Below are 16,528 nucleotides of genomic sequence, written 5' to 3' on the forward strand. Positions count from 1 at the left end.
CACCCGCTATGGCCGCCCATTTCAGAGCGTTACACGACTAAGACCGAGTCTTAGCCGAGGCTGATCTGCACTTCCACACCGGCCGCAAGATCAAGCTTCATAAGAGCATCAACGGTTTTATCCGTTGGCTGGACGATGTCCAGAACGCGCTTATGAGTACGGATCTCATACTGGTCACGCGCGTCTTTGTTGACGTGCGGGGAGACCAGAACGGTGAACCGCTCTTTACGGGTAGGCAGTGGAATTGGACCACGCACTTGAGCACCAGTACGTTTCGCGGTTTCCACGATTTCCTGGGTGGATTGGTCGATCAGGCGATGGTCAAAAGCCTTCAACCTGATACGGATTTGCTGATTTTGCATTGGATTTCAGACTCCGGCTGCTATTCCCAGCGAGCGCAATACGCCCGTTAAAAGGAGGCGCAATTCTATAGACGGGCTACTACAGTGTCAACCCAATAAAAAAGCCCCCGCTAGGCGGGGGCTTTTTCAAGTCATCACTTATTAGGCGATGATTTTGGCTACGACGCCAGCGCCGACGGTACGACCGCCTTCACGAATAGCGAAACGCAGACCATCTTCCATTGCGATGGTTTTGATCAGGGTGACAACCATTTTGATGTTGTCGCCCGGCATTACCATTTCAACGCCTTCCGGCAGCTCGCAGTTACCGGTCACGTCAGTGGTCCGGAAGTAGAACTGTGGACGGTAGCCTTTGAAGAACGGAGTGTGGCGACCGCCTTCTTCTTTGCTCAACACGTACACTTCAGCTTCGAAGGTAGTGTGCGGCTTAACCGAACCTGGCTTGACCAGAACCTGGCCACGCTCAACGTCGTCACGCTTGGTGCCGCGCAGCAGCACGCCGCAGTTCTCGCCAGCACGACCTTCGTCGAGCAGCTTACGGAACATTTCAACACCGGTGCAGGTGGTGACAACAGTGTCACGCAGACCAACGATTTCCAGCGAATCCTGAACCTTGACGATACCGCGCTCGATACGACCAGTTACAACAGTACCGCGACCGGAGATCGAGAATACGTCTTCGATTGGCATCAGGAACGGCTTGTCGATAACACGAACTGGATCTGGAATGTAGCTGTCCAGAGTCTCAACCAGTTTACGAACGGCAGTTGTGCCCATTTCGTTGTCGTCTTGACCGTTCAGAGCCATCAGAGCGGAACCGATGATGATCGGAGTGTCGTCACCCGGGAAGTCGTAAGTGCTCAGCAGATCGCGCACTTCCATCTCAACCAGTTCCAGCAGCTCAGCGTCGTCAACCATGTCAGCCTTGTTCAGGAAGACAACGATGTACGGAACGCCAACCTGACGGGACAGCAGGATGTGCTCACGAGTCTGTGGCATCGGACCATCAGCGGCCGAGCAAACCAGGATAGCGCCGTCCATCTGAGCAGCACCGGTGATCATGTTCTTCACATAGTCAGCGTGACCTGGGCAGTCAACGTGAGCGTAGTGACGGATCAGCGAGTTGTATTCAACGTGCGCGGTGTTGATGGTGATACCACGAGCCTTTTCTTCCGGAGCGCTGTCGATCTTGTCGAAAGCAACAACGGCCGAACCGAAAACTTCGGAGCAGACGCGAGTCAGAGCAGCGGTCAGCGTGGTTTTACCGTGGTCAACGTGACCGATGGTGCCAACGTTAACGTGCGGGAGGTCACGTACAAATTTTTCTTTAGCCACGACAATTAACTCCTAGCCTAAAGGGGCTGAATCAGCCTTGTTTTTTGGTAACAGTTTCGACGATATGCGACGGAGCTGTATTGTATTTTTTGAATTCCATAGAGTAGCTTGCGCGACCTTGGGACATGGAGCGAACGTCGGTTGCGTAACCGAACATCTCACCCAACGGAACCTCGGCACGAATTACTTTGCCGGAAACCGTATCTTCCATACCCAGGATCATGCCGCGACGACGGTTAAGGTCGCCCATCACGTCACCCATATAGTCTTCAGGCGTAACAACCTCTACCGCCATGATCGGCTCAAGCAACTCACCACCGCCTTTCTGGGCCAGTTGCTTGGTCGCCATGGAAGCGGCCACCTTAAACGCCATCTCGTTGGAGTCGACGTCGTGGTAAGAACCGTCAAACACGGTAGCCTTCAGGCCGATCAGCGGATAGCCGGCGACAACGCCGTTCTTCATCTGCTCTTCGATACCCTTCTGGATAGCCGGGATGTATTCCTTAGGAACCACACCACCCACTACTTCGTTCACGAATTGCAGACCTTCCTGACCTTCGTCAGCAGGCGCAAAACGAATCCAGCAGTGACCAAACTGGCCACGACCGCCGGATTGACGAACGAACTTACCTTCGATTTCACAGTTCTTCGTGATGCGCTCACGATAGGAAACCTGAGGCTTACCGATGTTGGCTTCGACGTTGAACTCACGGCGCATCCGGTCAACCAGGATGTCCAGGTGCAACTCGCCCATGCCGGAGATGATCGTTTGACCAGTCTCTTCATCAGTCTTGACGCGGAAAGATGGATCTTCCTGAGCGAGCTTGCCCAGAGCGACACCCATTTTTTCCTGGTCGTCCTTGGTCTTAGGCTCTACGGCAACCGAAATAACCGGTTCCGGGAAGTCCATACGAACCAGGATGATTGGTTTGTCACCGTTGCACAAAGTTTCACCAGTGGTGACGTCCTTCATGCCGATCAAGGCCGCGATGTCACCAGCGCGTACTTCCTTGATTTCTTCACGGGCGTTTGCGTGCATTTGCACCATACGACCCACGCGCTCTTTCTTGCCTTTGACCGAGTTGATCACGCCGTCGCCGGAGTTCAACACGCCCGAGTAAACACGGACGAAGGTCAAGGTACCCACGAATGGGTCGGTGGCAATTTTGAATGCCAGAGCGGAGAACGGTTCGCTGTCATCTGCATGACGCTCCAACTCGATAGTCTCGTCATCCGGGTCAGTACCCTTGATGGCAGGAATATCGACAGGTGCAGGCAGGTAATCGATAACGGCGTCGAGAACCAGGGGAACACCCTTGTTCTTGAAGGAAGAACCGCAAACAGCCAGAACGATCTCACCAGCGATAGTACGCTGACGCAGAGCGGCCTTGATTTCCTCGTTGGTGAGTTCTTCACCTTCGAGGTACTTGTTCATCAGCTCTTCGCTGGCTTCGGCCGCAGCCTCAACCATATTGCCACGCCACTCGTCAGCCAATTCCTGCAGTTCAGCAGGGATAGGCTTGCGAACTGGAACCATGCCTTTGTCAGCGTCATTCCAGTAAACAGCTTCCATGGCCATCAGATCGATCTGACCCTGGAAGTTGTCTTCGGAACCGATAGCCAACTGGATTGGCACCGGGGTATGACCCAGACGCTGCTTGATCTGACCGATCACGCGCAGGAAGTTTGCACCAGCACGGTCCATCTTGTTTACGTAAACAAGACGTGGAACGCCGTATTTGTTGGCTTGACGCCATACGGTTTCCGACTGAGGCTCAACACCCGAGGTGCCGCAGAACACAACGACCGCGCCATCGAGTACACGCAGGGAACGTTCAACTTCAATAGTGAAGTCAACGTGGCCCGGGGTATCAATAACGTTGAAGCGGTATTGGTCTTTGTGCTGCTTCTCGGAACCCTGCCAGAAGGCGGTAATAGCAGCAGAAGTAATGGTAATACCACGCTCCTGCTCCTGCACCATCCAGTCTGTGGTCGCGGCGCCGTCATGCACCTCGCCCATCTTGTGACTTTTGCCAGTGTAAAAAAGGACGCGCTCAGTGGTGGTGGTTTTACCAGCATCCACGTGAGCAACGATACCAATGTTACGGTAGCGATTAATCGGTGTAGTACGAGCCATAAAGCCCTCGCAAAATTAGTGACGCTAAAATTAGAAGCGGTAGTGCGAGAAAGCCTTGTTGGCTTCAGCCATACGGTGCACGTCTTCACGCTTCTTAACTGCAGCACCTTTACCTTCGGCAGCATCCAACAGCTCGCCAGCCAAACGCAGAGCCATAGACTTCTCGCCGCGCTTGCGGGCGAAGTCTACCAACCAGCGCATTGCCAGGGCGTTACGACGGGACGGGCGAACTTCGACCGGAACCTGGTAAGTAGCACCGCCTACACGGCGCGACTTCACTTCGACCAGCGGAGCGATGGCGTCGAGAGCTTTCTCGAAGATTTCCAGGGGATCGCTGTTCTTGCGCTCTTTAACCTTCTCCAGCGCGCCATAAACGATACGTTCGGCAACGGCTTTCTTGCCGCTTTCCATAACGTGGTTCATGAACTTGGCCAGGATTTGGCTACCGTATTTTGGATCGTCAAGCACTTCGCGCTTGGCTGCTACGCGTCTTCTTGGCATGGATAAGCCCTCAAACGGTCTTCAGGTTCGCTCGGAATCGGTGCCCTTTCGGGACGCCTCCGACCTTACTCTTATCGACTCAGAAAAATAGAAAATCAGTTTTTACAAAAAGCCGCTACTACTTAGGCTTCTTGGTACCGTACTTCGAACGACCCTGGTTACGACCTTTAACGCCGGAAGTATCCAAAGAACCGCGTACGGTGTGGTAACGAACACCTGGCAAGTCTTTTACACGACCGCCGCGGATCAGTACCACGCTGTGCTCTTGCAGGTTGTGGCCTTCACCGCCGATGTACGAGGAAACCTCGAAACCGTTGGTCAGACGCACACGGCATACTTTACGCAGTGCCGAGTTAGGTTTTTTCGGCGTGGTGGTATACACACGGGTGCATACGCCACGACGTTGCGGGCAGTTCTGCAGCGCAGGCACGTCGGATTTCTCGACGATACGCTTACGCGGCTGACGTACCAGCTGGTTGATAGTTGCCATCTACTAGCTCCACTGTTGTCTTGCGACGCTATTGTCTTGCAAGAAAAGCAAAATGGCAGGAACGAATTCCCGCCAAATTTAGGGGTACAAGAGTCTAAAGAGGATCTTGCCCCCAGTCAAGGCAAGGCCCCGATCTCCCCCCTCATCCAACCTCGACGAATTGTCTCGATTCGATGAACGGAGCGACCAGGGCCTCACGCTCATTTACCGCAGAACTCAGTTACCGCTCGAGTTCAATGCTTCGGTCAGTGCAGCTTCCACTTCACTGGCGCTTACGCGCAACGGTTTGTCAGCTTCACGGCGACGCTTGCGCTCGCTGTGATAAGCCAGACCGGTACCAGCCGGGATCAGACGACCCACGACCACGTTTTCTTTCAGGCCGCGCAGGTAATCGCGCTTGCCGGTTACCGCCGCTTCGGTCAATACGCGAGTGGTTTCCTGGAAGGAAGCCGCCGAGATGAACGATTCGGTGGACAACGACGCCTTGGTGATACCCAGCAGCACGCGAGTGAACTTGGAAACGAATTTCTCGTCGCCCGCCAGACGCTCGTTTTCTACCAGAACGTGAGTCAATTCCATCTGGTCGCCCTTGATGAAAGTGGAATCGCCGGATTCAGCGATTTCAACTTTACGCAGCATCTGACGCAGGATGGTCTCGATGTGCTTGTCGTTGATCTTCACGCCTTGCAGACGATAAACGTCCTGGATCTCGTTCACGATGTACTTGGCCAGCGCACTCACACCCAGCAGACGCAGGATGTCGTGTGGATCGCTCGGCCCGTCGGAGATAACTTCGCCGCGGTTTACCTGTTCGCCTTCGAAGACGTTCAGGTGACGCCACTTCGGAATCAGCTCTTCGTACGGATCGCTACCGTCGTTCGGGGTGATAACCAGACGGCGCTTGCCTTTGGTCTCTTTACCGAACGCGATGGTGCCGCTGACTTCAGCCAGAATCGAGGCTTCTTTCGGACGACGAGCTTCGAACAAGTCGGCAACACGCGGCAGACCACCGGTGATGTCACGGGTCTTCGAAGTCTCTTGCGGAATACGAGCGATAACATCACCGATCGCGATTTTCGCACCGTCCGCTACACCGACAAGGGCGTTAGCAGGCAGGAAGTACTGAGCAATTACGTCGGTACCCGGCAGCAAGAGATCCTTGCCGTTGTCATCAACCATCTTCACAGCAGGACGGATATCTTTACCGGCAGCTGGACGATCTTTGGCGTCGAGTACTTCAATGTTGGTCATACCGGTCAATTCGTCAGTCTGACGCTTGATCGTGATGCCTTCTTCCATGCCCACGTAGGTCACGGTACCTTTCATTTCGGTAACGATTGGGTGAGTGTGCGGATCCCACTTGGCCACGATTGCGCCAGCGTCGACCTTGTCACCTTCTTTAACCGAAATCACAGCACCGTACGGCAGCTTGTAACGCTCGCGCTCACGACCGAAGTCATCAGCGATCGCCAGCTCACCGGAACGGGACACAGCAACCAGGCAACCATCCACTCGCTCAACGTGCTTCAGGTTGTGCAGACGGACGGTACCGCCATTCTTCACCTGAACGCTGTCGGCTGCGGAGGTCCGGCTTGCCGCACCACCGATGTGGAACGTACGCATGGTCAGCTGGGTACCCGGCTCACCGATGGACTGGGCAGCGATAACACCGACCGCTTCACCGATGTTCACCTGGTGGCCACGAGCCAAGTCACGGCCGTAGCACTTGGCGCAAATGCCGTAGCGCGTTTCACAGCTGATCGGCGAACGCACGATCACTTCATCGATGCTGTTCAGCTCGATGAACTCAACCCACTTCTCATCTACCAGCGTGCCGGCAGGAACGATGATTTCTTCGGTACCTGGCTTGTACACGTCACGGGCAATAACACGACCCAATACGCGCTCACCCAACGGCTCAACAACGTCACCGCCTTCAATGTGCGGAGTCATTACCAGGCCATGTTCGGTGCCGCAATCGATCTCGGTTACTACCAGATCCTGCGCCACGTCTACCAGACGACGAGTCAGGTAACCGGAGTTCGCAGTTTTCAACGCGGTATCCGCCAAACCTTTACGAGCACCGTGAGTGGAGATGAAGTACTGAAGTACGCTCAAACCTTCACGGAAGTTCGCAGTAATCGGCGTTTCGATGATGGAACCGTCCGGCTTGGCCATCAGGCCACGCATACCGGCGAGCTGACGGATCTGCGCAGCAGAACCCCGTGCGCCAGAGTCGGCCATCATGTACATCGAGTTGAAGGATTCCTGGTCGACTTCGACACCATGACGGTCGATGACTTTCTCTTTCGAGAGGTTGGCCATCATCGCCTTGGAAACTTCGTCGTTCGCCTTGGACCAAAGGTCGATCACTTTGTTGTACTTCTCGCCCTGGGTTACCAGGCCAGAGGCGTACTGACTTTCGATCTCTTTCACTTCATCAGTGGCAGCACTGATGATGCGAGCTTTTTCATCCGGGATAACGAAGTCGTTAACACCGATGGAAACGCCGGAAATGGTCGAATAGGCAAAACCGGTGTACATCAACTGGTCAGCGAAGATCACGGTCTCTTTCAAACCAACCACGCGGTAGCACTGGTTGATCAGCTTGGAGATCGCCTTTTTCTTCATCGGCTGGTTGACGACGTCGTACGACAGGCCAGGTGGAACAACCTGGAACAACAGCGCACGGCCGACAGTAGTGTCGACGATACGGGTGTTCTTGACGCTGCCACCGTCACGATCGTTGACGGTTTCGTTGATCCGCACTTTGACTTTAGCGTGCAGTGCGGCTTCGCCGGCACGGAACACACGGTCAACTTCTTGCAGATCCGCGAACACACGACCTTCGCCCTTGGCGTTGATCGCTTCACGAGTCATGTAGTACAGACCCAATACAACGTCCTGCGACGGAACGATGATTGGCTCACCGTTGGCTGGCGACAGAATGTTGTTGGTCGACATCATCAACGCACGCGCTTCCAACTGGGCTTCCAGTGTCAGCGGTACGTGCACGGCCATTTGGTCGCCGTCGAAGTCGGCGTTGTACGCAGCACAGACCAACGGGTGCAGCTGGATAGCCTTACCTTCGATCAGTACTGGTTCAAACGCCTGGATACCCAGACGGTGAAGGGTCGGTGCACGGTTGAGGAGAACCGGGTGTTCACGGATCACTTCAGCGAGAACGTCCCAAACCTCAGGCAGCTCGCGCTCGACCATCTTCTTGGCAGCTTTGATGGTGGTAGCGAGACCACGCATTTCCAGCTTGCCGAAAATGAACGGCTTGAACAGCTCGAGAGCCATCTTCTTCGGCAGACCGCACTGGTGCAGACGCAGGGTCGGACCTACGGTAATTACCGAACGACCGGAGTAGTCAACACGCTTACCGAGCAAGTTCTGACGGAAACGACCTTGTTTACCCTTGATCATGTCAGCCAGGGATTTCAGAGGACGCTTGTTGGAACCAGTGATAGCGCGGCCACGACGACCGTTATCGAGCAGTGCGTCGACAGCTTCCTGCAACATACGCTTTTCGTTGCGCACGATGATGTCCGGAGCGGACAGATCAAGCAGGCGCTTCAAACGGTTGTTACGGTTGATCACTCGACGATACAGATCGTTGAGGTCGGAAGTCGCGAAGCGACCGCCATCCAGCGGGACCAATGGACGCAGATCTGGCGGCAGAACCGGCAGAACGGTCAGCACCATCCACTCTGGCAGGTTGCCGGAACCCTGGAAGGCTTCCATCAACTTCAGACGCTTGGACAGCTTCTTGATTTTGGTTTCGGAGTTGGTTTGCGGAATTTCTTCACGCAGACGGCCAATCTCGTGTTCCAGGTCGATAGCGTGCAGCAGTTCACGGACAGCCTCGGCACCCATGCGGGCATCGAAATCATCACCAAACTCTTCCAGCGCTTCGAAGTACTGCTCGTCGTTCAGCAGCTGACCTTTTTCAAGGGTGGTCATGCCTGGATCGATAACGACATAGCTCTCGAAGTAGAGAACGCGTTCGATATCACGCAGGGTCATGTCCATCAGCAAACCGATACGCGACGGCAGCGATTTCAGGAACCAGATGTGGGCAACTGGCGAAGCCAGTTCGATGTGCGCCATGCGCTCACGACGAACTTTGGCCAGCGCAACTTCAACGCCGCACTTCTCGCAGATCACACCACGGTGCTTCAAGCGCTTGTACTTACCGCACAGGCACTCGTAATCCTTTACCGGGCCAAAGATCTTGGCGCAGAACAGGCCATCACGCTCAGGTTTGAACGTACGGTAGTTGATGGTTTCCGGTTTTTTAACTTCACCGAACGACCACGAACGGATCATCTCAGGCGATGCCAATCCAATACGGATGGCGTCGAACTCTTCGACTTGACCCTGGTTTTTCAGCAAATTCAGTAGGTCTTTCAAGGCCTTTCCTCCTGGCGGAGCAGAGAGCGGGCAATCCTGCCCCGCTCTCGATTCGCGTCACGTGTTATTCGGTTTCCAGATCGATATCGATGCCGAGGGAACGAATTTCCTTGATCAACACGTTGAAGGACTCGGGCATGCCCGGCTCCATACGGTGATCGCCATCCACGATGTTTTTGTACATCTTGGTACGGCCGTTCACATCGTCCGACTTCACTGTGAGCATTTCTTGCAGAGTGTAAGCAGCACCGTATGCTTCCAGTGCCCAGACCTCCATCTCCCCGAAACGCTGACCACCGAACTGCGCCTTACCACCCAGCGGCTGCTGAGTAACCAGGCTGTACGAACCGGTAGAACGAGCGTGCATCTTGTCGTCTACCAAGTGGTTCAGCTTCAGCATGTACATGTAGCCAACAGTAACCGGGCGCTCGAACTTGTTGCCGGTACGGCCGTCGGTCAGCTGCATCTGCCCGCTTTCTGGCAGGTCTGCCAGTTTCAGCATGGCCTTGATTTCGCTTTCCTTGGCGCCGTCGAACACTGGAGTGGCCATTGGAACGCCGCCACGCAGGTTCTTCGCCAGATCCAGGATTTCCTGGTCGGAGAAGCTATCCAGATCTTCGTTACGACCGCCGATCTGGTTGTAGATCTCGTCCAGGAATTTACGAAGCTCAGCGACTTTGCGCTGTTCTTCGATCATCCGGTTGATCTTCTCGCCCAAGCCTTTAGCCGCGAGGCCCAGGTGGGTTTCAAGGATCTGACCAACGTTCATACGCGAAGGTACACCCAACGGGTTGAGGACGACGTCGACCGGGGTGCCATTGGCATCGTGCGGCATGTCTTCAACCGGCATGATCACGGAGACCACACCTTTGTTACCGTGACGACCGGCCATCTTGTCGCCCGGCTGGATGCGGCGACGGATTGCCAGGTAAACCTTGACGATTTTCAGCACGCCTGGAGCCAGGTCATCGCCCTGCTGCAGTTTGCGCTTCTTGTCTTCGAACTTGTCGTCCAGCAGACGGCGGCGATCAACGATGTAGGCCTGAGCCTTCTCGAGCTGCTCGTTCAGAGCATCTTCAGCCATGCGCAGTTTGAACCACTGACCATGCTCAAGACCGTCGAGAACTTCGTCGGTGATTTCCTGACCTTTCTTCAGACCGGCGCCGCCTTCGGCTTTATGGCCGACCAGAGCGGAGCGCAGACGTTCGAAAGTTGCGCCTTCAACGATACGGAACTCTTCGTTCAGGTCCTTGCGGATCTCGTCGAGTTGAGTCTTCTCGATCGACAGTGCACGAGCATCACGCTCAACGCCGTCGCGGGTGAAGACCTGTACGTCGATGACGGTACCCTTGGTGCCGGTAGGCACGCGCAGGGAGGTGTCTTTAACGTCGCTGGCTTTTTCACCGAAGATGGCACGCAGCAGTTTTTCTTCCGGAGTCAGTTGAGTCTCGCCTTTCGGAGTGACCTTACCAACCAGGATGTCGCCTGCGCCAACTTCAGCACCTACGTAAACGATACCGGCTTCGTCCAGCTTGTTCAGTGCAGCTTCACCCACGTTCGGGATGTCTGCAGTGATTTCCTCTGGCCCAAGCTTGGTGTCACGTGCCACACAGGTCAGTTCCTGAATGTGGATCGTGGTAAAGCGGTCTTCTTGAACAACTCGTTCCGACAGGCAGATGGAGTCTTCGAAGTTGTAACCGTTCCAGGCCATGAACGCGATGCGCATGTTCTGACCCAGCGCCAGTTCACCCATGTCGGTGGACGGGCCGTCAGCCATGATGTCGCTACGCTGAACCCGATCACCTTTACGCACCAGCGGACGCTGGTTGATGCAGGTGTTCTGGTTGGAGCGGGTGTATTTGGTCAGGTTGTAGATGTCGACACCAGCTTCACCGGTTTCAACTTCATCATCAGCAACACGAACCACGATACGGCTGGCGTCGACGGAATCGATAACGCCACCACGACGAGCCACGACGCAAACGCCGGAGTCACGAGCTACGTTACGCTCCATGCCAGTACCGACCAACGGCTTGTCAGCGCGCAGGGTTGGTACAGCTTGACGCTGCATGTTCGAACCCATCAACGCACGGTTGGCGTCATCGTGCTCGAGGAACGGGATCAGCGACGCTGCAACCGAAACTACCTGCTTCGGAGAAACGTCCATCAAGGTGACGTCTTCCGGCGCCTTGACGGTGAACTCGTTCAAGTGACGAACAGCTACCAGCTCGTCGATCAGCATTTTCTTGTCGTTCATCGTGGCCGAAGCCTGAGCGATCACGTGATCAGCTTCTTCGATGGCAGACAGGAACACGATCTCGTCGGTGACCAGAGCGTCTTTCACCACACGGTACGGGCTTTCGAGGAAGCCGTACTGGTTGGTGCGCGCATAAGCGGCCAGGGAGTTGATCAGACCGATGTTCGGACCTTCCGGCGTTTCAATCGGGCATACACGACCGTAGTGAGTCGGGTGTACGTCACGAACTTCAAAGCCAGCACGTTCACGAGTCAAACCGCCAGGGCCGAGTGCAGAAACACGACGCTTGTGGGTGATCTCGGACAGCGGGTTGTTCTGGTCCATGAACTGGGAAAGCTGGCTGGAACCGAAGAACTCTTTCACCGCCGCAGCCACTGGCTTGGCGTTGATCAGGTCTTGCGGCATCAGGCCTTCGCTTTCAGCCATCGACAGACGCTCTTTGACCGCACGCTCAACACGTACCAGGCCAACGCGGAACTGGTTCTCGGCCATTTCGCCTACGCAGCGAACACGACGGTTACCCAGGTGGTCGATGTCATCGACGATGCCTTTACCGTTACGGATGTCGACCAGTGTCTTCAGCACCGCAACGATGTCTTCTTTGCACAACACGCCCGAACCTTCGATCTCGGTACGACCGATACGACGGTTGAACTTCATCCGGCCGACCGCAGACAGGTCATAGCGCTCAGGACTGAAGAACAGGTTGTTGAACAGAGTCTCGGCAGCGTCTTTGGTTGGCGGCTCGCCTGGACGCATCATGCGATAGATCTCGACCAGCGCTTCCAACTGGTTGCTGGTGGAGTCGATCTTCAGAGTGTCGGAGACGAACGGACCACAGTCGATATCGTTGGTGTACAGAGTTTCGATGCGAACAACCTGGGACTTGGCGATTTTTGCCAGGATCTCGGTGTTCAGCTCTGTGTTGCACTCTGCCAGGATTTCGCCGGTTGCCGGATGCACGATGACCTTGGCGGTAGTGCGACCCAGGACGTAGTCCAGAGGCACTTGCAGCTCTTTGATCCCGGCTTTTTCCAGCTGGTTGATGTGGCGAGCAGTGATACGACGACCTTGCTCGACAATAACCTTGCCTTTGTCATCCAGGATATCCAGGACAGCAATTTCACCACGCAGGCGGTGAGGCACCAGTTCCAGGCTGAGGTTTTCACCTTGCACGTGGAAGACGTTGGTGGTGTAGAACGCGTCGAGCACTTCTTCAGTGGTATAGCCGAGCGCGCGCAGCAGTACCGATGCAGGCAGCTTGCGACGACGGTCGATACGCACGAATACGCAGTCTTTCGGGTCGAACTCGAAGTCCAACCACGAACCGCGGTAAGGAATGATACGCGCCGAGTACAACAGTTTGCCGGAGCTGTGCGTCTTGCCACGGTCGTGGTCGAAGAACACGCCCGGGGAACGGTGCAGCTGGGAAACGATTACACGCTCGGTACCGTTGATTACAAAGGTACCGTTCTCAGTCATCAGGGGGATTTCACCCATGTAGACTTCTTGCTCTTTGATGTCCTTGATCGCTTTGTTCGACGATTCTTTGTCGAAAATGATCAGGCGCACTTTTACCCGCAAAGGTACGGCGTAAGTTACACCGCGCAATACGCATTCTTTGACATCAAATGCCGGTTCGCCCAGGCGATAACCGACGTACTCCAGCGCAGCATTGCCGGAGTAGCTGATGATCGGGAAAACGGATTTGAAGGCCGCATGCAGGCCCACGTCGCGGAACTGATCTTTAGTCGCTCCCGCTTGCAAGAATTCACGATACGAATCCAGCTGGATGGCCAGGAGGTACGGCACATCCATGACGTCCGGCAACTTGCTAAAGTCCTTGCGGATACGTTTTTTCTCAGTATATGAGTAAGCCATCAGCGTTCCCCAGCTTGGTCACCTGCTTGTTTGGCCCCTCCCGACGGGAGCAGCCAGAAAATCGTGCAAACCCCATGGTTTGCGCCACCGCATCGGGTGGTTACAGCTCGTTATCAGCACCGACCCAGTCGGCTGCCAATAACGGAAAAAGGCCGGTGGCAAGAGCCACCAGCCATCAGCCTTTCGCTTAACGCTCGGGCTGGAGACGCAAAGTCGATGCTTACTTCAGCTCGACTTTAGCGCCTGCTTCTTCCAGAGTGGCTTTTGCTTTGTCAGCTGCGTCTTTCGAAACAGCTTCCAGAACAACGCCAGGAGCGCCGTCAACTACAGCCTTGGCTTCTTTCAAGCCCAGACCGGTCAGTTCACGTACTGCCTTGATCACGTTAACTTTCTTCTCGCCAGCTTCCAGCAGCATGACGTTGAATTCAGTTTGTTCTTCAACAACGGCAGCGACAGCAGCTGGACCAGCGGAAGCAGCGGCAGCGGAAACGCCGAACTTCTCTTCCATGGCCTTGATCAGCTCAACGATTTCCAGAACGGATTTTTCGCCGATTGCTTCGATGATTTGGTCGTTAGTCAGAGACATGACTATAAATTCCTGTATTGGGGTGACAGCCTACGCGGCCATCGAAATAAACAATAAACGCTGAAAGGAGTCGCTCAGCCTTAGGCTGCAGCAGCTTCTTTCTGGTCGCGAAGAGCCGCCAGAGTACGAGCCAATTTGCTGGTTGCGCCTTGAATCACGCTCATCAGCTGAGAAATTGCTTCGTCACGGGTCGGCAGGCTTGCCAGTACGTCGATCTGATTAGCTGCGAGGAACTTGCCCTCGAACGCAGCTGCCTTGATCTCGAACTTATCCTGACCTTTTGCGAACTCTTTGAAGATACGGGCAGCAGCGCCCGGATGATCTTTGGAGAATGCAATCAAGGTCGGGCCGGTGAACACGTCGTTGAGCACGTCATATTGAGTGCCAGCAACGGCGCGCTTGAGCAGGGTGTTACGTACAACACGTACGTATACACCAGCTTCACGAGCCTCTTTACGGAGTCCGGTCATAGCGCCTACTGTTACGCCACGGGCATCAGCCACGACAGCGGACAGAGCAACTTGGGCAGCCTTGTTGACTTCAGCGACGATGGCCTTCTTGTCTTCAAGTTTAATTGCCACGGGAAAAACTCCTGCTTGTTACCGTTTCATCCAACCGAGGCCAGATGTCGTTTTGGTGTCTGATTCGGTAAGGAACCGGGAGCACCATCTGCGTAGGCTTGAGGTTTAAGACTTGCGTCGCCTACGGTCTTGGATAGCCCCCGCCAGGCAGGGACCCCAATCTTTCAATTGGCGCAATCGCTTGCACCAACCTGTGTCTTACGCGTCGAGCGAACCTTGGTCGATGACCAGGCCTGGACCCATGGTGGTGCTCAGGGTAACGCGCTTGACGTAAATACCTTTCGAGGAAGCTGGCTTGATACGCTTAAGATCAGCGATCAGGGCTTCAACGTTTTCCTTCAGCTTGACGGCGTCGAAGCCGACTTTGCCAACGGAGGTGTGAATGATGCCGTTTTTGTCGGTGCGATAACGAACCTGACCAGCCTTGGCGTTTTTAACCGCGGTAGCTACGTCTGGGGTTACGGTGCCGACTTTAGGGTTAGGCATCAGGCCACGTGGGCCCAGGATCTGACCCAGCTGACCGACAACGCGCATTGCATCCGGGGATGCGATAACGACGTCGAAGTTCAAGTTGCCGGCTTTCATTTCGGCAGCCAGATCGTCCATACCTACACGGTCAGCGCCGGCAGCCAAAGCGGCCTCAGCAGCTGGCCCCTGGGTGAACACAGCAACGCGAACGGTCTTGCCAGTGCCGTGTGGCAGCACAGTAGCGCTACGAACGACCTGGTCGGATTTACGCGGGTCAACACCCAAGTTTACAGCAACGTCAAACGACTCGCTGAACTTGACGGTCGACAGCTCAGCCAGCAGAGCAGCAGCGTCTACAAAGTTGTAGGACTTGCCTGCTTCGATTTTGCCGGCGATAGCCTTTTGACGCTTGGTCAACTTAGCCATTACACACCCTCCACGTTAAGGCCCATGCTACGAGCAGAACCGGCGATAGTACGCACGGCCGCGTCCATATCAGCTGCAGTCAGATCCGCGTTTTTGGTTTTCGCGATTTCTTCCAGCTGAGCACGGGTAACAGTGCCAACCTTAACGGTGTTCGGACGAGCGGAACCGCTAGTCAAACCAGCAGCTTTCTTCAGCAGAACCGAAGCAGGTGTGGATTTTGTTTCGAAAGTGAAGCTACGGTCGCTGTAGACAGTGATGATCACTGGAGTCGGCAGACCTGGCTCAATACCCTGAGTACGGGCGTTGAAGGCCTTGCAGAATTCCATGATGTTCACGCCGTGCTGACCCAGAGCAGGACCAACAGGTGGGCTTGGGTTAGCCTGAGCGGCCTTCACTTGCAGCTTGATGTAAGCGGTAATCTTCTTGGCCATGAGGCACTCCAATTACGGGTTCGAACGCCTCGAAAGGCTCCCCGGTTACTTGCGCGTTTATCCCAGTGACGACAAAACCCCACAGCCTAGGGCTGCGGGGTTGGGATGCTTGCTCAGCTAGACTTTTTCGACCTGGCTGAACTCTAGCTCTACCGGAGTAGAGCGACCGAAAATGAGCACTGCCACTTGGATCCGGCTCTTCTCGTAGTTAACTTCTTCGACCGTGCCAGTAAAGTCGGCAAACGGACCGTCATTGACACGTACTGACTCACCTGGCTCGAACAACGTCTTCGGCTTCGGCTTGTCGCTACCATCAGCAACGCGACGCAGAATCGCTTCTGCCTCTTTATCTGTGATAGGTGCAGGCTTATCAGCAGTACCGCCGATAAAACCCATCACCCGAGGAGTATCCTTGACCAAGTGCCAAGTACCCTCATTCATGTCCATCTGAACCAGCACATAACCTGGGAAGAACTTGCGCTCGCTTTTGCGTTTCTGGCCATTACGCATTTCAACCACTTCTTCAGTGGGAACCAGAATTTCGCCAAAGCCATCTTCCATGCCAGCCAGCTTTACGCGCTCTACCAACGAGCGCATGACATGCTTCTCGTAACCGGAGTAAGCATGCACAACGTACCAACGCTTAGCCACGGGACA

General features: G+C 55.0%; 12 protein-coding genes. All 12 read right to left on the reverse strand.

What is annotated here, in order from left to right; translation table 11 throughout:
- Positions 1-50 precede the first annotated feature (50 nt).
- Complete coding sequence (gene rpsJ / locus ACA056_RS25885; protein ID WP_003186070.1) at positions 51-362, reverse strand: 30S ribosomal protein S10; 312 nt, start codon at positions 360-362, stop codon at positions 51-53.
- 141 nt (positions 363-503) lie between these two features.
- Entirely contained in the window at positions 504-1,697 is a 1,194-nt protein-coding gene (gene tuf, locus ACA056_RS25890) for an elongation factor Tu (RefSeq protein WP_201190746.1), read from the reverse strand.
- 31 nt (positions 1,698-1,728) lie between these two features.
- The gene (gene fusA / locus ACA056_RS25895) at positions 1,729-3,834 is read right to left on the reverse strand and encodes an elongation factor G (RefSeq protein ID WP_461966598.1); all 2,106 of its coding nucleotides are present in this window, start codon (positions 3,832-3,834) and stop codon (positions 1,729-1,731) included.
- Between the two features lie 30 nt (positions 3,835-3,864).
- Positions 3,865-4,335 carry a 30S ribosomal protein S7 gene (gene rpsG / locus ACA056_RS25900; RefSeq protein ID WP_002555493.1) on the reverse strand — a complete coding sequence of 157 codons (471 nt, stop codon included), beginning with the start codon at positions 4,333-4,335 and terminating at the stop codon, positions 3,865-3,867.
- A 118-nt stretch (positions 4,336-4,453) separates the two neighbouring features.
- Complete coding sequence (gene rpsL, locus ACA056_RS25905) at positions 4,454-4,825, reverse strand: 30S ribosomal protein S12 (protein WP_002555494.1); 372 nt, start codon at positions 4,823-4,825, stop codon at positions 4,454-4,456.
- A 216-nt stretch (positions 4,826-5,041) separates the two neighbouring features.
- Positions 5,042-9,241, reverse strand: a complete 4,200-nt coding sequence (gene rpoC, locus ACA056_RS25910) for a DNA-directed RNA polymerase subunit beta' (protein WP_282379310.1) — start codon at positions 9,239-9,241, stop codon at positions 5,042-5,044.
- Between the two features lie 64 nt (positions 9,242-9,305).
- On the reverse strand, positions 9,306-13,379 hold the full coding sequence (gene rpoB / locus ACA056_RS25915) for a DNA-directed RNA polymerase subunit beta (protein WP_095131480.1): 4,074 nt from the start codon (positions 13,377-13,379) through the stop codon (positions 9,306-9,308).
- A 220-nt stretch (positions 13,380-13,599) separates the two neighbouring features.
- Complete coding sequence (gene rplL / locus ACA056_RS25920) at positions 13,600-13,965, reverse strand: 50S ribosomal protein L7/L12 (protein WP_008145490.1); 366 nt, start codon at positions 13,963-13,965, stop codon at positions 13,600-13,602.
- An 80-nt stretch (positions 13,966-14,045) separates the two neighbouring features.
- Positions 14,046-14,546, reverse strand: coding sequence for a 50S ribosomal protein L10 (gene rplJ, locus ACA056_RS25925; RefSeq protein WP_008145489.1), 501 nt, complete (start codon positions 14,544-14,546; stop codon positions 14,046-14,048).
- A 198-nt stretch (positions 14,547-14,744) separates the two neighbouring features.
- The gene (rplA, locus tag ACA056_RS25930) at positions 14,745-15,440 is read right to left on the reverse strand and encodes a 50S ribosomal protein L1 (protein WP_497268733.1); all 696 of its coding nucleotides are present in this window, start codon (positions 15,438-15,440) and stop codon (positions 14,745-14,747) included.
- Positions 15,440-15,871, reverse strand: coding sequence for a 50S ribosomal protein L11 (gene rplK, locus ACA056_RS25935; RefSeq protein ID WP_003210097.1), 432 nt, complete (start codon positions 15,869-15,871; stop codon positions 15,440-15,442). Before rplK ends, rplA begins: the two co-directional genes overlap by 1 nt.
- A 117-nt stretch (positions 15,872-15,988) precedes the next feature.
- Positions 15,989-16,522: a transcription termination/antitermination protein NusG gene (gene nusG, locus ACA056_RS25940; RefSeq protein WP_007896622.1), complete on the reverse strand. Its 534-nt coding sequence runs from the start codon at positions 16,520-16,522 to the stop codon at positions 15,989-15,991.
- Positions 16,523-16,528: the final 6 nt, after the last annotated feature.

The sequence above is a fragment of the Pseudomonas sp. LBUM1666 genome, from assembly GCF_059695775.1.